Below are 19,584 nucleotides of genomic sequence, written 5' to 3'. Positions count from 1 at the left end.
GAACGCAGGAACAGGTCCGGCACCGGAGTGCACCGAACCTGTCCTTTAGGCAACAAACACTGATTGTCCGGGAGATAGGACAACCCTCACCTTTCGTCTTAACGCTTAGCGGAAGCGCTTAGAACGTCCGGCTGAGCTTTATACGCATCGTACGGCCGATACCGGGCAGGACGTTGGCATTGGCGTCGGTATCGCTGTTGGCCAGGAAATATTCCTCATCAAACAGGTTATCGACATTGAAATCAAACCGGTACGGCCCGTGGATGTAGTAGGCCCCGGCCCGCGCCACCACATATTCCGGCAGGACGATCGATCCCGGCAGGAAGCCGCCGGTTTCCGACGCATAGGTCACGCCGCCGGTCATGCCCCACTTGCCGCGCTTATCATAGGTGGCAAACAGTGATCCGCTGGTTTCCGGCGTGGCGTGCAGGTAATAGCCGTCCTGCATACCGGGGAAGTAGTTGGCATTGGAGAACGCATAACCGCCGTAGCCTTCGGTACATTCAATGCCGGCCAGACAGGACGGCACGGTGATGAAGAAACCGGCACCGGCAGTCGGCTGCATCTTGGTCTTTTGCTTGGTCAGGGTCGCCGTCATCCCAAAGCTTTCGGTGACGAGGTAGCGCAGTTCCGCCTCTATCCCCTGGGTACGCAGGGCGCTGACGGTCTGCACGCCCGATGGCGGCTGGCTTAGGTAGGAGCGATCCTGATCATAGACAGCCAGAGCGGCAAACAAACGTCCGCCGAACTGCGAGGTCTTGACCCCGGCTTCGCGCAGGCGCGAATTACCGAGATAAGCGCCGTTGAGGATCAGGCTGGGGGCCAGACCACCGCCCTGATCGACCTGCAGCGACTTGGCGCGGGCATAGGTGGTGTAGAAGGTCGCCCAGTCGAACTTATAGGCCAGCGAGGCGTTATAGCTATAGGCCGTATCGTCGTCAGCCGTAGCGACATTGATACCGCCGGTTTCCGTACCTATGTTCTTGGCCTCAACCTCATACTTATCCGAGCGGCCGCCAAGGGTCAGGCTAACCGGGCCCCAGGTCGCATCGCCCAGCAGGAACGCGCCGTAGTTGTGGATCTTGCTGGTCACATCGGTAGCCCAGCTATAACCGGCCGCAAACGGATTGTTGAAGCGGTCATCAGGGGTGGCCCCGACGCTCAAATCACGGCGATCTTCGGAGATCACAAAGTCATTCAGGCTGCCCTGAACGTGGGCGTGGGTAAAGCGGTGGCTGACACCCGATACCGTCTTCCACTCGACCGGCCCGGTCGCAAAATCCTGCGTATAGGTGATGCGCTGCTCGCTCAAGGTCGACATATATTTGCTGCCGAAGCCGTAGCTTTGGTAGTTTTCTGAATCGAGCGTATTGAGGAAGCCCTCGAACTTCAGCTTGCCGCCGCTTTCGAACACACGTGACACACCGGCATACAGGGTGTGGGTCATGGCCTCGTTGAGGTCAACGCCTTCGTCGATGAAGGTGGTGCGCGGCGACAGCTTAACCAGCTTTACGGTCGCCGGATCAAGGGTGGTGAAATCGTTCGGTGTCGGGGTCACGCCGATAGAGGGCGCGGTAAACAACAAAGTCGAACCAAAGGCGGTGCCAAAGAACTGACCGGCGGTGATGAACGGCGTCGAGCCATCGTTGATCTTGGCGATCGGTGAGCCGGAGATATAGTTGCCGTTATCAATCAGATCCTGCGTGACGCGGTTCCAGCCGATGTTTTTCAGATAGCCATCAGAGTGGATGAACTGATAGCTGGTTTCCAGCGACCATTTTGAGCCGAGGTCACTGGCAAAGGCAATCTGTGCCACTTCGGACGACGGGTGCATGCCCTTATAGAAGCTGTCGGAATCTTCGACCTTGGCAAAGACGTGCAAGCCCGCACTATTGCCCTTCCAGTCAACCGGCACCGACAGGTTACCCGTGACAACCTTTTCACCGTAAGAGCCGATGGTGATCGACGCATCGCCGCCCAGTTCGTTGACGTACTTGGTGTTTTCACCATAACCGGTCTTCGGGATAAAGTTCATGAATCCGCCAACCTGACCGGCACCGTAAACCGGAGAAGTCGGGCCGCGTACGATTTCAATCGATGAGGTCGCATCAACCGGCGTCGGGTAGTTGGCAAAATTCGACAGGCCCTGAAAGCCGTTATAATAGTTGTCAGCCATCGTGCCGCGAATGTTCAGGCTGCCCGGAACGCCGAAGTAGGAACCGGTATAGGTGCCCGCGGCCACCGCCGTAAAGTCATAGACGCTCTTGATCGAATAGCGCGACAGCAACTTATCCGAAATTTCGGTCACGGCGCGCGGGGTGTCGACCAGCGGCTTATCAATACCGAAAACGCTGCTGGTTGAGCGCTTTTGCTTGACGCCTGCCAAGTCGCGGGCACCGGTGACGACCACTTCGGTCACCGCATCACCCTCAGCCGCCTCTTGCGCAAATGCCGGGGCCGACATGATGCCACTCAGGGCCGTCAGCCCCAGCAGATAGAATTTTAATTGAGTACGCTTGCCGTTCATCTTGCCATATCCCCTTGGTCAAAATTGAGCTTCTATTACCATGCTGCATTCGCCGGGAGGTGCGAAGGCCGCGTTCAGGTTAGGTGTCCGATCCAGCCGATCGTTGATAAAAATCTGTCACAATAGTCAGGTCACCGTCTTGAGCCCCTGCGCCCTCTAACTTGCGCCGCTGCCCTGCCTGCGCGTCAAACGATGTATTTTTCCCACATAGCCAATAGCTCACCGGCCCCCTTGCGTGCGCGTGCAGACAAGATTTGACGGGGCAAGCGCTGTCTTCGGGCCCCCTGGCACAGGTCGATAACGCCGCCGAACAACAATTCAGACGCAAACTATCAAGACCAGAACCCGCGGCATACAGATGATCGCGCCCGAATTCACAGGCGCAATAAGCGTCCTAAAACTCCCATGAGGCTTACTATGAAATGGTTCATAACCGGCGTCAGCAAAGGCTTTGGACTGGCGATTGCACATGCGGCCCTCGCGCGCGGCGATTTCGTGGCGGGCACGGTGCGTAATGCGGCTGATCTTAAGGCATTTGAGGCCCTGCCCGGCGATACATTGGGCCTGATCGCCGATGTCACCGACTGCGCCAGCATAGATGCCGCCGTGGCCGCCGCTGAAAAAGCCTCCGGCGGCATTGAGGTTCTGGTCAACAATGCCGGTTTTGGTCTGATCGGGGCGGTTGAAGAAGCCAGTTATGAGGAAATCCGCACCTGCTTTGATGTCAATGTGTTTGGCGCGATCAGCGTGCTTCAGGCGGTCCTGCCCTATATGCGCGCCCGCCGGTCCGGCCATATCATCAATGTGACCTCGGTCAGCGGCTATGCGCCCTGGGCTGGATCGGGCATCTACGGGGCCACCAAATTTGCCATGGAGGGCTTAGGCCGCACACTGGCCGAAGAGGTTGAGGAACTGGGTATCGGCGTCACCAACCTCGCCCCCGGTGGGTTCCGCACAAATTTTGCCGGCAGCTCGCTCAACATCGTCACCTCCAAAATCGGCGATTATGACGGCAAGGCCCGCGAAGCCGAACGCACGCTTGCGGCCCACGGTGGCCATGAGCCGGGTGATCCGGCAAAGCTCGCTGCGGCCGTGCTCAAAATCGCCGGTATGAAAGCCCCGCCCCTGCATCTGCTGCTGGGGGCCGATGCGGTCGGATACGCCGAAGAAGAAATGGCCGAGATCCAAAAAGACCTCGACCAATGGCGCGACCTGTCACTCTCGACGGGGTTTGAGGCTTAGGCGACCGGGCTATCCAGCAAGGTACTCTCAAGATAGCCGATGATCGCCGTCCAGCCCTTAATGTGGCCAAGGCGGGCCTCTTCGCTGCGGAACTTGACCTGCGTCAGCGTAACTTCGGTCAAGCGCGACTCAAGTTCTGCAAACTCAAGCGTAACCACACTGTCATCGAGCGAATGGGGCGACTCCCACGTAAACGACAACCGGCTGTAGGGCGTCACATCAAGATAAGTGCCCGCATGAGGCACCTCACGTTCCGGCGTCACCATCAGGATGGAAAAGCGCCCACCCTTAACCGGATCGGTCTCGACCTTAACGGCATCCAGCCCGTCAGCGGCGGTTTTCATAAACCGCGCCAGCGTGGCCGGTGACAGCCAGGCATTGAAAACCTCCTGACGAGGGGCCGCGATTTTGCGGCTGACGGTCAGTTCCAGATCATTCATCGTCGCTCTCCTTTAAAACCAGCAGGTCGTCCAGCGCCGCCAGACGTAAATCCCAGATTGACTTGAGTTGCGCAAACCACGCTTCGGTCTGGCGCAGGGGTTCAAGATTGGCCGCAATATAATGCTCACGCCCAACCGTCTTTCGGGTGACAAGGCCCGCCTCCTCCAACACCTTGATGTGCTTGGAGACTGAGTTCAGTGACATCTCAAAATGCACCGCCAAACCCGTGACCCTCAGCGCGCCTTCCTGCACCAAAAGAGTCAGGATGTGCCGCCGCGTGGTATCGCCCGCCGCCTTGAGAATTTTAGATAGCTCAACATCATTCGTATATTCACCCATAAGGGTGAATATCTAATTCCGATGCAATAGTCAACCATTTGGATGAATATTTTTCTTAGTCACCTCACCCGCCGCGAACAAGTTGTTGTGCGCCTAAACACAAGACCGAGCCCGGCGCGGGATTTAGGTTTAGCTCACGATGGCATCCGCCTGAGCCGAGGACTCTCAGGGGCGCTGCCACGAAACGACCGAACACGAGGTGTTCACCATGGCTTTGAAACTTCCCTCCCGCGACTTTATCGCTTCCTTTGACTCATCCGACATCGATCTGGCGGATGCGCAGACCTTGCCGCCCGAATGTTACACGGACGCGGATTTCTATGAGTTTGAAAAAGAAGCGCTCTATTATCACGAATGGCTGTGCGTTGGCCGCGAAAGCTGGGTGAAAAACCCCGGCGACTATTTCACCACCCATATTGCCGGTGAGCCCATCGTCGTCGCCCGCGGCCGTGATGGCAAGGTCAACGCCATGTCATCGGTGTGCGCGCACCGCGCCATGCTGGTGGCCGAAGGCTCCGGCAATACGCGCATGTTCCTGTGTCCTTACCACCACTGGGCCTACGGTCTGGACGGCAAGCTGACCGGCGCACCCGCCATGGAAAAGACCTGCAACTTTAACAAAGAAGACCACGGCCTGACCCGTTTTGCGGTCGAAATCTGGCACGGCTTTATCTTTGTTAATTTTGACTTGGATGCCGCCCCGTTGGCCCCGCGCCTTAAGGACGTATCGGAGGCTATTGCGGGCTATGATCTGGCCAATGCCGACGGCGACAAACCGGAAAAGCCCGGTGTGTTCCCGTGGAACTGGAAGGTCATGTTTGAAAACAACAATGACGGTTACCACGCCTCAAAGCTGCATCAGGGGCCGTTGCATGATTTTGTGCCGTCCGACCTGGCTGAGTTTCCACCGGCCGATCCGGCCGATGCCGGGTTCCTGCGCTACAACGGCACGCTTCATGCCGACGCCAGCTTTAACGCCACGCAAAAGGCACTGCTGCCGGTGTTCCCTAACCTGAGCGAGGCCGACCGCAACCGCATGACCTTTGCCAACATCCCGCCGACCCTGTCCTTGGTGATGATGAGCGACATGGTCATCTATCTGATCCTGCGCCCGACCGGCCCTGAGACGATGGAGCAGGACACCGGTGTGCTGGTCGCGCCCGGTGCCTCAAAGCATCCGTCCTTCGGGCACAAGATGGAAATGAACATGGTCGCGGCCATGCACATCATCGATCAGGACATGCACGTTGATGAACTGGTGCAGGTCGGCCTGCGCTCCAAGTTCGCGCCGCGCGGTCGCTATTCCTGGCAGGAAGGGGCGCAGATCCAATTTAACCGCTGGCTGATCAAGCGCTACCGCGATGCCTATGACCGTTTGACCGGCCCTAAACTGACGGCGGTCAAGGGCGCGGCCTGAACCACCTGAAACCTTATCGTTTTCGACTCCGTCCGGCCTGTCCGAACGGAGATCGCCCTCCCCTGTTTTTTATAAGAGATCGCTTCATGGCCTTTATCTGTACGCCCGGTGAGACCCGTCAGGACACCGAACCGAAAAACCTGCACGTCCTGCGTGCCACGCCTGAGACGGTGCACTGGGGCTATTTCCATCCGGAAGTGAAGCCGTCCCTGACGGTCAAATCCGGCGACATGATCATGGCCGAAGCGGTCACCCACCACGCTGGCGATGCGCCGGAACTGATGTTCGATGAAGCGATCAAGCGTATCTTTACCGAAATCCCGGAAGCCGACCGTAATCCGGGCGTGCACATCATGACCGGCCCGATCTATGTCGAAGGCGCCGAGCCCGGCGACATGCTGGAGGTACGCTACCTGCAGATGACTCCGCGCTTTAACTACGGCTCGAACCTGGCGGCCAACTGGGGTCACCTGTACGAAGAGTTCGACAAGAAAGAACGCGTCACCATCTATGAGTTGAACCCCAATTCCAATACGGCGTCCGCCCTTTATGCCTATGATTTTCCGGGCGTCTACATGACCCCAGGCACCATCACCCACTGCGCCGAATGTGACCGCGTGCCGGCCCTCAAAGGCATTTCCATTCCGGCCCGTCCGCACCTTGGGACCGCCGGTGTCGCCCCTGCGGTTGATCAGCGCGTCTCAACCATCCCCCCCGGCCTGCACGGCGGCAATATCGACAACTGGCGCATCGGCGCGGGTGCTACCATGTACTATCCGGTGCAGGTCAAGGGCGGCCTGTTCTCGATCGGCGATCCGCATGTCTCTCAGGGCGACGGCGAAATCTCCGGCACCGCCATCGAAGCGTCGCTTAACTGCCTGTTCCAGATAATTCTGCGTAAGGATTTCAAGTTCCCGTCGCCGCTGCTGGAAACCCCGAACAACTGGATCGTCCACGGCTTTGACGAAGACCTGAATAAGGCCATGAAGAACGCCTCACTCGACATGCTGGAGCTGTTGACCGAGCATCAGGGCCTATCGCGTAACGATGCATATTCGCTGATGTCGGTTGCCGCTGATTTTGGCGTGACGCAGGTGGTTGACGGCACCAAGGGCATTCACGTACGCATTGATCGCAATATCTTCCCCGATAAGGGCGTGGTCAAAGATCCGGATTAAAATGCCGCTTTGGAAGTTCTCGGTTGATCCGCTCCCCGAAACGGAGCGTCAGGCGGCGTGGGTGGATGTCCTGCGCCGCCTGAAACTGCCTGTGGCCGACATCGGGTCACTGGCGCGGGTGCGCGGATCAGTCATGATCACCACCACGCCGCTGGGGTGCGAATTTGCCGTGCTGGAGTCAACACCGCAGACCTATTCCGGGCGTAATCCCGATCACAATTCCGCCGTCTGGCTGGCCGTGCTGGCGCGCGGCGAAGGGGTGCTCGACGTCGGTGGCGTGGCCACGAAACTCAGCGCCCGCTCGATCATTTTTGGCGCATCAGGTGTTGAAACGACCCTGACGCTGACCACCGACTTTCGGATGCTGTTCATCAAGATCCCGCAACTGGCCGTCAGCCCGCGTCTGGTGACGCCCATGGGGCCAAGGGTCGGGGTTCTGACCGGCGGGACGGGGCTGGAGCGTATCTTTCACGGTATGCTGATTACTCTGGCCGATACTTTGGAGAGCCTGACCGACGATCAGTTCCCACCGGTCGAACAATCGATGATCGAGTTTCTGGCGGCATCGCTGGCCAATGATGGCCGCACGGAATCGCGCGGCGGAGCGGCAGGCGCGCGCGCCTTTCACCTGCGCCGAATTTGTCAGAAGATCGAGACCCTGCTGCACGACCCGAACCTGTCGCTGATCAAGGTCGCCAATGAAAACGGCGTATCGCCGCGCTATGTGCAAAAACTGTTTACCGCATCAAAAATGACGTTTTCCAACTACCTCAAGACGCGGCGTCTGGAGAGGTGCTATGCCGACCTGATCAGCCCGGTCCATTCGCAGCTATCGGTGTCGGAAATCTGCTTTCGCTGGGGGTTTAATGACGCCGCTCATTTCAGCCGCACTTTCCGCGAGCGCTTTGGTATCTCCCCGTCCAAACACAGACAGTCAGCGCAGGGTAAGGCTTAAAGCCCGCGATTTACTATAATCCGCCGTGATTAACCTGTGCGACATCAGCGGCACTGACCTTGATGCGATACGGCGGGAACAGCATGATCAGACCGGCCACGATCAGCAGGCAGATACCGATGATTACGATCGACCCGAAATAGGCCTTATGGGCATCAAACCAGATATCCATCAGATACGGCGTCACCCCCTGGGCCAGCATCACCACGGAATAGATCACGCCGGTGATGACGCCGTAGGCCTTAAGGCCAAAATAGCGGGAGATGAAATAGGGCAAGGCCCCGAACGCGGTCCCAAGACCTACGCCCAGCAAGGCACCGGCCAAAATCAGCAGCGGCGTCGACGAGCCGGTCTCCAGCAGCCACAGGCCAATGGTCGCCACTACAAACGACGGGGCGGCTACCCGCGGCGATTTGATATGGTCGAGCAACGACCCAACCGCCACCTGCCAGCCGGAGGTCACCAGCGCCAGAACCACCATAACCGTTGTCGCAATCGTCAGGCTTTGGCCACGGTCGGTCAGCACCGGAATGACGTGCGAAAATATCGCCGTCAGACACCCGGCGCCCAGCCCCAAAGACGCAATGATCAGCCAGAACGGTACGGATTTCAGGGCCTCAGTGAGGGTCAGACCTTCCAGGGCTTCGGACGGCGCATTAGGATGGTATTTCGGATTAGTCGCCTCAGTCACCACCGGGCGCGGTGCGTCCTTCAGCAAAAAATACGTCGCCGGAAACCCAAGCGCGAAAATCAAAAAGCCGATCACCGCATAGCTCATCTGCCAGCCCATATAGCCCAGCAATATGGCGGCAATGATCGGCATCAGGGTCGCGCCCAAGCCGTTACCGACGCCAGCGGAAATCCCCAGCATCAAGCCACGCCGCTTATCGAACCATTCCGACACGACTTTTGAGAACATGGCCGTACAGGGAACCGCCCCCGCAATCCCGATCAGGGCAAACAGCAGATAAAAATTCATCAGGTTGTTATTGACCTGACTGACTGCGGCGACACTGAGGGCGAAAAACAGGTTGCCAATCAGCAGAACCTTACGGCCACCATAAATATCCATCAGCCGCCCGACCACCGGAAAGGCGATGATGCTGACCAGAGAGATGATCCCCAAAACCGCCGTCACCTGAGAGCGCTGCCAGCCGAAATCCTCAGAGATCGGCACCAGAAAGACGCCGAACACCGCGCTTACCGTCGCGGTCAGGCACACCACATTACCGATGGTACAGGCCACGACAACCCCAAGGGCCGTCTTGGCATTGGCTTTGGTCTCAATAGTCATTGGTCACTCCGACACGTAACCGCCCCAAATCATGGACGGCCTAATCCCCACCGTCAGAGAAACCAAGAACGGGCCGCCCGTCAAAGCCTATCGTCGCGCCAAGGCTTTTTGACAAAAATCAGTGCGTTTGGCGTATAGTCCGCACGGCCAACAGCCCGCAGGATAGGCACTACCCATTATAATGAGGATCGTTCATGCCCCGCACCGCCTGCCTTGCCGCCTTAGTCCTGATAAGTCTGCTCGCCCCGCATGCAGGGGCCGATGAGGCGGCCAAGGCCCGCGCCGTAAAGCTGGAGCAGGCCATGACGCTGGATGAGCGCATCAGCATGGTGAATGGCACCTGGCCGGTGCCGTGGGTGCCGCGCACCGCAGATAATCCGCAACCGGCTGAGGCCATTCCCGCCGCCGGCTATGTGCCGGGCGTACCGCGTCTCAATATCCCGGCCCTGTTTGAAACCGATGCCAGTCTGGGGGTAACCAATCCGTCCGATGTGCGCCCCGGCGATATCGCCACCGCCCTGCCGTCAGGCCTTGCCATTGCGGCCACCTTTAATCCGAAACTGGCCTATGACGGCGGGGCGATGATCGCGTCAGAAGCCCGCGCCAAGGGGTTTAATGTGCTTCTGACCGGCGGCGTCAACCTGACGCGCGACCTACGCAATGGCCGCAATTTTGAGTATTTTGGCGAAGACCCGTGGCTGGCCGGGATCATGGCTGCCGAATCCATTCGCGGCGCCCAGTCGCAAAAGATCATCGCGACCATTAAGCACTTCGCGGTCAACGATTCAGAGACTAACCGTGACTGGTCCAACAGTGTGATCGGTGAAGCCGCCATGCGTGAGTCTGACCTGCTGGCGTTTCAGATCGCCATTGAGCGCGGCAATCCGTTGTCAGTCATGTGCGGCTATAATCTGGTCAACGGGGAATATGCGTGTGGTAATGATCACCTGCTGAACACCGTGCTCAAAGGCGACTGGGGCTATAAGGGCTTTGTCATGTCCGATTGGGGTTCGGTCAAGGCAACGGATTTTGCCATCAAAGGCCTTGATCAGCAGTCGGCCAAGGAACTGGATGGCGCATTCTGGTTTGGTGCACCGCTCAAAAAAGCGGTCGAGGACGGGACTGTGCCCGCCACGCGCCTGTCGGACATGGTTCAGCGCATTCTGTATGCTCACATCGCGTCGGGTATATTCGACAGCCCGCCGCAAAAAACCTCCATCGACTATGCCAAAAATGCCGAGGTCAGCCGTGCCGCCGCCGAAGAAGGTATCGTCCTTCTGAAAAACGACGGCGATATCCTGCCGCTGGCCAAGACGGCTCGGACCATTCTGGTCATCGGGGATTATGTCGAAAAAGGCGTGCTGTCGGGTGGCGGCTCATCGAACGTCACCGGCGATTCCGGCACGCCGGGTCTACCGCAACCGGGCCTGCCCATGAGTGCCGAAGGCCAGTTCGCCCAGTATGTGAAGGAGCAATACCACGCCTCCTCGCCGCTTACCGCCATCCGCGCCCGCGCCCCGCAGGCCAGGGTTTTGTTCGATAATGGCCGCAGCCTGCCTGAGGCGGTGCGTAAGGCTAAATCCGCCGATCTGGTCATAGTCTTTGGCAATCAGTGGATGACCGAATCGCTTGATGCGCCCGACATGAATCTGCCCAGAGGTCAGGACGCCCTTATCGCTGCGGTCACCGCAGCCCATCCGAAAACCGTCGTCGTGCTGCAAACCGGCGGGCCGGTCGCCATGCCGTGGATCGATCAGGCCCCCGCCACCATTTCCGCCTGGTATTCCGGCGCGAAAGGCGGCGAAGCGATCGCTGATGTCCTGTTTGGTGAGGTCAATCCGTCCGGCCACCTGCCCATGACTTTCCCGCGCGATATCGCTCAAACCCCTCGCCCGGCGGTGCTCGATGGCTTTGATCTGCCCGCCAAGGTGCAGTTTGATGTCACCTATCACGAAGGGGCCGATGTCGGTTACCGCTGGTTCGCCAAGACCGGCGAGACACCACTATTTCCGTTTGGGCACGGCCTCAGCTATACGACCTTTGGCTATAGCGACCTTAAGGCCAAAGGCGGTAACACTTTGAGCGTCAGTTTCAAGGTCACCAATACCGGCAAGGTCGCGGGCAAGGATGCGCCTCAAGTTTATCTGACCGATGCGGCGGGTCGCAAGCTCTTGCGCCTGATCGGGTTTGATAAGGTTGACCTGAAACCAGGCGAACAGCGCACGGTGTCGCTAACCGCCGATGCGCGCCTGCTGGCCAATTATGATGAAGCCAAACCGGGCTGGGTCATAGGGGGCGGCAATTATGGCGTCGCCGTCGGTCATTCGGCCACCGATCTGGTGCTGACCGGTTCGGCCCGCATCACGTCCCAGCGGCTAAAACCCTAAGCGGTTTCCGACAAGTTTCAAAACGCCCTCAGACAAGACGCCCCTCGTCCGTGCGCGTTAAAGCAAACCTCACCTTAGTTATGGATGAGCCTCAATGCCCGATTCAGCATCACCAACACCCTCTGCCACTCAGCCGACCCTGTTTATTCCGCATGGCGGCGGCCCGTGCTTTTTCATGGACTGGTCGCTGATGGGCGAACCGGCCAACACTTGGGACAAGACGGCGGAATGGCTGAAAAATCTGGCCTCGACCCTGCCGGAGCGCCCGAAGGCCATCGTCGTCATTTCCGGCCACTGGGAAGAGTCAGTGTTTACGGTCGCGACCTCTCCGGCTCCGGAAATGATCTATGATTACTACGGCTTCCCGAAACATACCTATGAACTTCAATACCCAGCCCCCGGATCGGCGGCGCTCGCCAACCGCATTGTTGAGCTTTTGACCAACGCCGGAATCGCCGCCAAAACCGACGCCACGCGCGGCTTTGACCACGGCGTATTTATTCCGTTCCTGCTGGCCTTCCCGGACGCGTCTATCCCGGTCGTGCCGCTGTCATTGAAGAAAAACCTCGACCCGGCAGAACATCTGGCCGCAGGTAAGGCCCTGAAAGCTCTGCGTGACGAAGGGGTGCTGATTGTCGGTTCGGGCATGAGCTACCACAATATGCACGCCTTCCGCACGCCGTCCGCCACCGCGCCGTCCAAGGCGTTTGACGACTATCTGACCTCATCCCTGTCGCAGGACGAAAAGGCCGTGCGCATGGATGCCCTGTCGCAGTGGTCACAAGGCCCGGCCGCCCGCAATGCCCACCCGCGCGAAGAACACCTGCTACCGCTCATGATCGCCGCTGGTGCCGGTGACGATGACAAGGGCGAGCGCATCTTCTCCGACGTGGTCATGCAGGCCACCGTCTCAGCTTTCCGCTTTGGATAAAGAAAGTAGATTATGACCTATCCCAATACCCTGATCTTTGTTGACCTGGCCTCAGACGATCCCGAAGCCTGCGGGCAGTTCTATGCCGAGGTGTTCGGCTGGACCAACGAAGGCCGCCCCGCTGGCGTTTATCACCGTCTGGTGCCCGGTGAGAATTTCAAGAACAAGGACGGCAGCCAGAGCCAAATCGGCAACCTGCATATCGGTATCTTTAATTCCAACAACGCCCGTCCCTTCCCCTCCCCCGAAGGGGCTGGCCCCAAGTCTTTGAGCCGCGACGACCACAAGGCCCGCATCTGGGTGCTGGTGTCTGACGACGATACCCCTGAGCGTATCCTGACCGCCGCCGAGGAACGCGGGGCCAAGATCCTGTGGAAAGACCATTACTGGAAAGAATTCAACGGCTACAACTACGCCTTTGAAGACCCGTGGGGCAACGAAATCATCCTGTGGGGTAAGGCCGGTGAAAACCCGACCATCCCGGAAACCTACACCCACGAATAATGACAAGCCCTTCGATCTGATCGAAGGGCTTATTTTTGACCCCATTCCGCAATCAAAAAAGCCCGCTGTCGCCAGCGGGCTTTGTGTCATCAACCGTGGTCGGCCAGAAGGCGCGGCACAGGCGCATCCTTAATGCGGAAAAAGCCCTGATCATCGACCGTCTGACCTTCGCGGGGCTTATGACGGACCTGAACCACGCCGTTCTTGCCGAAGCCGTCGATGACCGGACGCTCGCCCTGACGGCTCAGCCACAGCCGCAGCAGGTGGCGGCGGCGCTGAGGTTCCGGATAATCATAAAAGGTCGTGCGGGCATGAAGGGCGGCATAGTTCGACAGCCACTGAATATCACCGGGGCGGAAATCCATCTCAATGGCCATACCGGGCTCATAGGTAATCTTATCAAACAGTTCCAGAACTTCGATCTGCTCTGGCGAAAGCTTGGGCACCCCCTCATATTCCTGCGCCGTCAGGATATAGAGCGATCCGGCGTACATCGAAAACACACCGCCAGTCAGGTCGATGATGGGCGAGGTATAGGTATCGGCGGGGGCGTTTTTATCCTGACGGCGCCAGTCCCAGTGGTAGGGCTCGAACAACAGCGGTGCCAGATCCGGACGACGGCGCAGGATTTCGTTATAGATTTCAGCCCCCGACACCAGACATGATGCCCCGCCTTCACGCGCCGGGCGCAGGCACATCAGGGCCACCACATCCGACGAATCCGAATGAAACACCAGATGGTCGCGGACCTTTGAGGACTTGGCGGTCGGATCGTCCATGGTCTTATCCGACGTAGCATAAACGGAGTCGATCAGATCGCCCTTTTCGTTCTGACGGATCGGATCGCCCATGTGCAGACCCAAAATGTAATAGATGGCCGCTGACAGGGCATCGGAATAGAGGTGAGTTTTCAGCCCGCGCACCAGCACAAAACCGCGCCCGGAATCGACATCGCGGCCCCATTCGTTGATCGCCTCGGCACATTCGACCAGCGGGTATTCTTCCTTCTGCACAAAGCGCAGATCAGGGTCGGCCTCAACAAAACGCGCGCCTAAGACTTCAAGCTCAGCGATCTGGGCGTCGGACAGCATGTAAACCCATGAATCGCTTTTCGATAGCACATCCCCGCGCCAGGCCGCTGAGGTGGTGATTTCTTTGAGTTCGAGCGGCTTTGCGCTCTTTGGCGTGGATACGGCAATGTTCATTGGTTTTACCCTGACGTAGTGATCAACTGCGCCGACCCTATCAAAGGGTGTCGTTCGCTTCTTGTCAGCGCGGACATGATTAGTTGATCAAAACCGACTATGCACGCCTAAGGGCAAGAGGCCGCGTCATGGCGGTCAAATCTTATGGCACCCCACATCAAGACCCCGCCCGCCATCTGTGGATAACTCACCCGCTACCACCACACGGGAGCGGATCATGGCAATCATCAGTGAGACGGCAATGGCGGTGGACGCACCTGCCGGGGCGGCCCCCGATCTTGGGCCCACCCAGAAAAAAGCCCTGCTGGCTGCCACCATCGGGGCCTTCGTCAGTCCGACCCCGGCACTGTTGACCGTCTACGGCATTGTCATGGTGCCGATCGCACAGGAATTTGGCTGGCCGCGGGCGCAGGTGGCCGGCGTCCTCAGCATCGCCGCCCTGCTGTCGGCCATCACCTGATACCGCTGGGCTGGCTGCTCGACCAAATCGACCCGCGCCGGATCGTGCTGTTCGGGATCACGACCTTTGCCGTGGCTATGGCGGCGTTTTCCTTTACCCCGCCGCAGATAGGCCCCTACTACGCCCTGTTTATCACCACGGTCTTTTTCGGGATATTTACCACACCGATCATCTACAGCCATGCCATTGCCGGCTGGTTCGAAACCGGCCGGGGGGGCCGCGTTAGGGTTTTCTGCCGGTATCGGTAATGGCGCGGTGGCCCCCCTTATTCCCATACTGGCGGGGATATTGCTGGCCCATTATGGCTGGCGCGTCACCTATCAGGGGGTGGCGCTTTTGGTATTTGCGCTTGGCTTTCCCATTAAACTGACTTGCCTGCGTGACCCGCCTCTCAAACCGCAGGTAGCCAATGTGGCACCCGTGCCGGTCGAGGGGCTAACCCTGTCTGAGGCCCTCAAAACCCGCACCTTCTAGCTTTTTGCTATTGCCGTCGGTTTATGCGCGGCGTGCCTTACGGCCATGTTCACCCAGATTGTGCCGGTAACCATGTCACGCGGCCTTACGCTGACCCAGGGGGTGATGGTGATCACCGTCTTTTCGATGACCTGCGCGGTGGGGCAATGGGCGATGGGCTTTCTGCTGGACCGGATTAAAGGGGTATGGATCTTGGCCCCGTTTTATGCCCTCGCGGCCGGAGGATTACTGCCGCTGCAATATGGCGATAGCAATGCGATGCTTATTCTGGCAGGCATATTGATGGGACTGGGCTTGGGGGCGGAATATAGCGCACTGCCCTTACTGGTGTCGCGTTATTTCGGCCTACGCAGCTACGGGCGGATTATTCTGTTGATATATTCGGCCATAGCCATCGTGTGCGGTATAGTCCCGCTGCTGATGAACCTGCAGTATGACAGATCGCAATCCTATGAAAAACCATTACTAGTAACCGGGGCCATTCTGATCGTGTCAGCTTTATGCTTATTCTTATTGCCCGCCCTTGATCGCAATTTAAAGGATTCAACGTTACAACCTTAATGTCGAAAAGCCCGCATTAGCAGATATACGCTACTCAAACACTCTTCCGCTTTTGTATAATTTCCATCATTCAATCGTCCGCAATGAACTGCACCCGCCCCGACTTCGCTACACCTTTGTCCACACAATTCCGTGATTGCGTTTTGGGTTTGGGTGGTAGCTATGTGGTAGCTGGAGGTGTTGAGCGCACACAAAGAAGCCGCCCGAGAGGGCGGCTAACTTATTGATTTAATTTGGTAATTTTGGTTGCGGGGGCCAGATTTGAACTGACGACCTTCAGGTTATGAGCCTGACGAGCTACCGGGCTGCTCCACCCCGCGATATTGGATCGGTTAAAAGTCCTTCGCGGGTGCTCAGTGTACTTTTAACCGGTTCGGTATGGACAGGCTTTACGCAAAAAGCGTCGTTTTTGCTTGAGCCTGACATTTTATCTGGGGAACACTTGAGGCGTATCCCAGATATTAAAAAAGACCGGCAAGCTTTGTGTGCCGACCGGTCTTTTTAAGGGTTGTAATGAAGGGTATGTGCCTGAAGAAGGCATCCAACTCTGTAATTGATAGACCTGGCGACGACCTACTCTCCCGCGCCTTAAGACGAAGTACCATCGGCCCTGGAGGGCTTAACGACCGAGTTCGGAATGGGATCGGGTGGGGACCTTCCGGCATAGCCACCAGGTCAATCAATTACAGAGCGAAGACATTATCTATTGAACGACTTAGGTGTTGAACACCATAAATTTTGTAGAGGAACGATCAAGCCGATCGGATTATTAGTACTGGTTAGCTTCACTCCTCACGGAGCTTCCACACCCAGCCTATCAACGTGGTAGTCTTCCACGATCCTCAGCGAGACCTTGTTTTGAGGTTAGTTTCCCGCTTAGATGCTTTCAGCGGTTATCTATTCCATACTTAGCTACCCTGCTGCGCGGCTGGCGCCACGACAGGTCCACCAGAGGTATGTCCATCCCGGTCCTCTCGTACTAGGGACAGATCCTCTCAAGTCTCGAACACCCACGGCAGATAGGGACCAAACTGTCTCACGACGTTCTGAACCCAGCTCACGTACCACTTTAAATGGCGAACAGCCATACCCTTGGGACCTGCTCCAGCCCCAGGATGTGATGAGCCGACATCGAGGTGCCAAACTTTGCCGTCGATATGGACTCTTGGGCAAAATCAGCCTGTTATCCCTAGAGTACCTTTTATCCGTTGAGCGATGGCCCTTCCACGCAGGACCACCGGATCACTATGGCCGACTTTCGTCTCTGCTCGACTTGTCAGTCTCGCAGTCAGGCGGGCTTATGCCATTGCACTCGTCGAACGATTTCCGACCGTTCTGAGCCCACCATCGCGCGCCTCCGTTACACTTTGGGAGGCGACCGCCCCAGTCAAACTACCCACCACGCCATGTCCCGGACCCGGATATACGGGCCGCGGTTAGACGTCAGCAACAATAAGGGTGGTATTTCAAGGATGGCTCCACGAGAACTGGCGCCCTCGTTTCATAGCCTCCCACCTATCCTACACATGTTGATGCTAACGCCAAGGCGAAGCTATAGTAAAGGTTCATAGGGTCTTTCCGTCTGACCGCGGGAACCCCGCATCTTCACGGGGAATTCAATTTCGCTGAGCCTATGCTGGAGACAGTGGGGAAGTCGTTACGCCATTCGTGCAGGTCGGAACTTACCCGACAAGGAATTTCGCTACCTTAGGACCGTTATAGTTACGGCCGCCGTTTACCGGGGCTTCAATTCGCAGCTCTCACCACTCCTTTTAACCTTCCGGCACCGGGCAGGCGTCAGACCCTATACGTCGCTTTACAGCTTCGCAGAGCCCTGTGTTTTTGATAAACAGTCGCTACCCCCTAGCCTGTGCCACTTAGTTCTGGTTGCCCAGAGTAAGTCACGCTTATCCCGAAGTTACGCGTGTAATTTGCCGAGTTCCTTCAGCATAGTTCTCTCAAGCGCCTTGGTATACTCTACCTGACCACCTGTGTCGGTTTCGGGTACAGTCTCTGTATGAGTTATTTCCAGGGACAACGCCCCTGCAAGGACAATCCAATAAGCCCTTACAAGTTATGCCATCCGTCACTTCATACTGGCCCAGGAATATTTACCTGGTTCCCATCGACTACGCCTTTCGGCCTCGCCTTAGGGGCTGGCTAACCCTACGCAGATTAGCTTTACGTAGGAACCCTTGGTCTTTCGGCGAGAGTGTCTCTCACACTCTTTATCGCTACTCATGTCAGCATTCTCACTTCTGATACCTCCAGCCACCCTCACGAGTGACCTTCACAGGCTTACAGAACGCTCCGCTACCGCTTGCACTAAGTGCAAGCCCTAATCTTCGGCATATGGCTTTAGCCCCGTTACATTTTCCGCGCAGGATCGCTTGACCAGTGAGCTGTTACGCTTTCTTTAAAGGATGGCTGCTTCTAAGCCAACCTCCTGGTTGTCAATGCAATCCCACATCGTTTCCCACTTAGCCATAATTTGGGGGCCTTAGATGTAGGTTAGGGTTGTTTCCCTTTTCACCATGGACGTTAGCACCCACAGTGTGTCTGCCGGACAGTTCTCTTGGGTATTCGGAGTTTGATTAGAATTGGTACAGCTCGCGCCGCCCGCATCCATTCAGTGCTCTACCCCCCAAGGAATAAATCCGACGCTCTACCTAAATAGATTTCGCGGAGAACCAGCTATGTCTAGGTTTGATTGGCCTTTCACCCCTATCCACAAGTCATCCCAGAATTTTTCAACATTCACGGGTTCGGACCTCCAGTTGGTGTTACCCAACCTTCATCCTGCTCATGGATAGATCACCTAGTTTCGGGTCGTCATGCAACGAACTTAACGCTCTATTCAAACTCGCTTTCGCTACGCCTACACCTAACGGCTTAAGCTTGCTCGGCACATGAAGTCGCTGACCCATTATACAAAAGGTACGCTGTCACACCGCTTGGGTGCTCCAACTGCTTGTAGGCTTCCGATTTCAGGATCTGTTTCACTCCCCTTGTCGGGGTGCTTTTCACCTTTCCCTCACGGTACTTGTTCACTATCGGTCGTAGAGGAGTACTTAGGCTTGGAGGGTGGTCCCCCCATGTTCAGACAGGATTTCACGTGTCCCGCCCTACTCGAGTCTCTTGCTATTTGACGTCTACGGGACTATCACCCGCTATGGTCGACCTTTCCATGTCGTTCGACTTTATATCACAAGAGCACTGGCCTGGTTCCCGTTCGCTCGCCACTACTAGGGAAGTCTCGGTTGATGTCCTTTCCTCCGGTTACTGAGATGTTTCAGTTCACCGGGTTTGCCTAATAAACCTATGTATTCAGTTTATTATACCTTTCAACAACCAACTCACTTTAGTGCGATGCCAAAGGCATCGAGTTCCTCGCATAAGCTCGGGCGGCCGGTCGGCCTTGCCTCACCTGCGTGACAGGTTCGGAAAAGCAGATCGTCCACTTAACTTGCTCACTAAAATGAGAGGGCCGTAAAGGTGGGTTTCCCCATTCAGAAATAACCGGATCAAAGGGTGCTAGCGCCTCCCCGGTTCTTATCGCAGCTTGCCACGTCTTTCTTCGCCTCTCTACGCCAAGGCATCCGTCAGAAGCCCTTTAACGCTTGATCGTTCTCAACAAAACTTATGGATGTCATCCGACATCTAATCAAT

16 protein-coding genes, 1 tRNA gene and 2 rRNA genes are annotated in these 19,584 nt (G+C 57.1%); 11 read left to right on the top strand and 8 right to left on the bottom strand.

The window, feature by feature from the left end:
* Nucleotides 1-118 precede the first annotated feature (118 nt).
* Nucleotides 119-2,527, bottom strand: coding sequence for a TonB-dependent siderophore receptor (locus OVA03_RS14975; protein ID WP_267525837.1), 2,409 nt, complete (start codon nt 2,525-2,527; stop codon nt 119-121).
* Between the two features lie 417 nt (nt 2,528-2,944).
* Here OVA03_RS14975 and OVA03_RS14970 point away from each other — a divergent pair, with 417 nt between their 5' ends.
* Nucleotides 2,945-3,769 carry an oxidoreductase gene (locus OVA03_RS14970; RefSeq protein ID WP_267525836.1) on the top strand — a complete coding sequence of 275 codons (825 nt, stop codon included), beginning with the start codon at nt 2,945-2,947 and terminating at the stop codon, nt 3,767-3,769.
* On the opposite strand, the gene OVA03_RS14965 is transcribed toward OVA03_RS14970, so the two are convergent.
* Together OVA03_RS14965 and OVA03_RS14960 are read right to left on the bottom strand one after the other, a co-directional pair.
* Entirely contained in the window at nt 3,766-4,209 is a 444-nt protein-coding gene (locus tag OVA03_RS14965) for an SRPBCC family protein (protein WP_267525835.1), read from the bottom strand. The two genes, OVA03_RS14970 and OVA03_RS14965, sit on opposite strands and share 4 nt — an antisense overlap.
* On the bottom strand, nt 4,202-4,549 hold the full coding sequence (locus OVA03_RS14960; RefSeq protein WP_267525834.1) for an ArsR/SmtB family transcription factor: 348 nt from the start codon (nt 4,547-4,549) through the stop codon (nt 4,202-4,204). Before OVA03_RS14960 ends, OVA03_RS14965 begins: the two co-directional genes overlap by 8 nt.
* A gap of 208 nt (nt 4,550-4,757) precedes the next feature.
* On the opposite strand from OVA03_RS14960, the gene OVA03_RS14955 reads away from it, so the two are divergent.
* The 3 genes from OVA03_RS14955 (at nt 4,758) to OVA03_RS14945 (ending at nt 8,099) form a co-directional block, all read left to right on the top strand.
* Entirely contained in the window at nt 4,758-5,966 is a 1,209-nt protein-coding gene (locus OVA03_RS14955) for an aromatic ring-hydroxylating oxygenase subunit alpha (protein WP_267525833.1), read from the top strand.
* Between the two features lie 86 nt (nt 5,967-6,052).
* Nucleotides 6,053-7,144: an acetamidase/formamidase family protein gene (locus OVA03_RS14950; RefSeq protein WP_267525832.1), complete on the top strand. Its 1,092-nt coding sequence runs from the start codon at nt 6,053-6,055 to the stop codon at nt 7,142-7,144.
* A 1-nt stretch (nt 7,145) separates the two neighbouring features.
* On the top strand, nt 7,146-8,099 hold the full coding sequence (locus tag OVA03_RS14945) for a helix-turn-helix domain-containing protein (protein ID WP_267525831.1): 954 nt from the start codon (nt 7,146-7,148) through the stop codon (nt 8,097-8,099).
* 13 nt (nt 8,100-8,112) lie between these two features.
* Here the strand turns inward: OVA03_RS14945 and OVA03_RS14940 are convergent, their stop codons facing one another.
* Entirely contained in the window at nt 8,113-9,393 is a 1,281-nt protein-coding gene (locus OVA03_RS14940) for an MFS transporter (protein ID WP_267525830.1), read from the bottom strand.
* 194 nt (nt 9,394-9,587) lie between these two features.
* Between OVA03_RS14940 and OVA03_RS14935 the strand changes: the two genes are divergently transcribed.
* From OVA03_RS14935 to OVA03_RS14925, 3 genes are all read left to right on the top strand, one after another.
* Nucleotides 9,588-11,780 (top strand): beta-glucosidase, encoded by a 2,193-nt coding sequence (locus OVA03_RS14935; RefSeq protein WP_267525829.1) that lies wholly within the window; start codon nt 9,588-9,590, stop codon nt 11,778-11,780.
* 94 nt (nt 11,781-11,874) lie between these two features.
* A complete protein-coding gene (locus tag OVA03_RS14930; protein WP_267525828.1) occupies nt 11,875-12,711 on the top strand; it encodes a DODA-type extradiol aromatic ring-opening family dioxygenase in 837 nt (278 codons plus the stop codon).
* Between the two features lie 12 nt (nt 12,712-12,723).
* Nucleotides 12,724-13,215, top strand: coding sequence for a VOC family protein (locus OVA03_RS14925; protein WP_267525827.1), 492 nt, complete (start codon nt 12,724-12,726; stop codon nt 13,213-13,215).
* A gap of 89 nt (nt 13,216-13,304) precedes the next feature.
* On the opposite strand, the gene OVA03_RS14920 is transcribed toward OVA03_RS14925, so the two are convergent.
* Complete coding sequence (locus OVA03_RS14920) at nt 13,305-14,420, bottom strand: TauD/TfdA family dioxygenase (protein ID WP_267525826.1); 1,116 nt, start codon at nt 14,418-14,420, stop codon at nt 13,305-13,307.
* A 217-nt stretch (nt 14,421-14,637) separates the two neighbouring features.
* Here OVA03_RS14920 and OVA03_RS14915 point away from each other — a divergent pair, with 217 nt between their 5' ends.
* From OVA03_RS14915 to OVA03_RS14900, 4 genes are read left to right on the top strand one after another with little or no spacing between them, the layout of a single operon-like run.
* A complete protein-coding gene (locus OVA03_RS14915) occupies nt 14,638-14,880 on the top strand; it encodes a hypothetical protein (protein ID WP_267525825.1) in 243 nt (80 codons plus the stop codon).
* Nucleotides 14,881-14,924: 44 nt separating this feature from the next.
* Nucleotides 14,925-15,128: a hypothetical protein gene (locus OVA03_RS14910; protein WP_267525824.1), complete on the top strand. Its 204-nt coding sequence runs from the start codon at nt 14,925-14,927 to the stop codon at nt 15,126-15,128.
* A gap of 7 nt (nt 15,129-15,135) precedes the next feature.
* On the top strand, nt 15,136-15,354 hold the full coding sequence (locus tag OVA03_RS14905) for a hypothetical protein (protein WP_267525823.1): 219 nt from the start codon (nt 15,136-15,138) through the stop codon (nt 15,352-15,354).
* A gap of 9 nt (nt 15,355-15,363) precedes the next feature.
* Nucleotides 15,364-15,915: an MFS transporter gene (locus OVA03_RS14900; RefSeq protein WP_267527738.1), complete on the top strand. Its 552-nt coding sequence runs from the start codon at nt 15,364-15,366 to the stop codon at nt 15,913-15,915.
* 243 nt (nt 15,916-16,158) lie between these two features.
* Here the strand turns inward: OVA03_RS14900 and OVA03_RS14895 are convergent.
* The 3 genes from OVA03_RS14895 to OVA03_RS14885 all read right to left on the bottom strand — a co-directional run bounded on the left by OVA03_RS14895 (nt 16,159) and on the right by OVA03_RS14885 (nt 19,541).
* A tRNA-Met gene (locus OVA03_RS14895) sits at nt 16,159-16,235 on the bottom strand.
* Between the two features lie 240 nt (nt 16,236-16,475).
* Nucleotides 16,476-16,590 (bottom strand): 5S ribosomal RNA (gene rrf, locus OVA03_RS14890).
* 73 nt (nt 16,591-16,663) lie between these two features.
* Nucleotides 16,664-19,541 (bottom strand): 23S ribosomal RNA (locus OVA03_RS14885).
* Nucleotides 19,542-19,584: the final 43 nt, after the last annotated feature.

This window comes from Asticcacaulis sp. SL142 (assembly GCF_026625745.1).
In the GTDB taxonomy this organism is placed as follows: domain Bacteria; phylum Pseudomonadota; class Alphaproteobacteria; order Caulobacterales; family Caulobacteraceae; genus Asticcacaulis.
The sequence above is the reverse complement of the archived record's forward strand: the minus strand, read 5'-3'. Positions and strand labels throughout refer to the sequence as shown.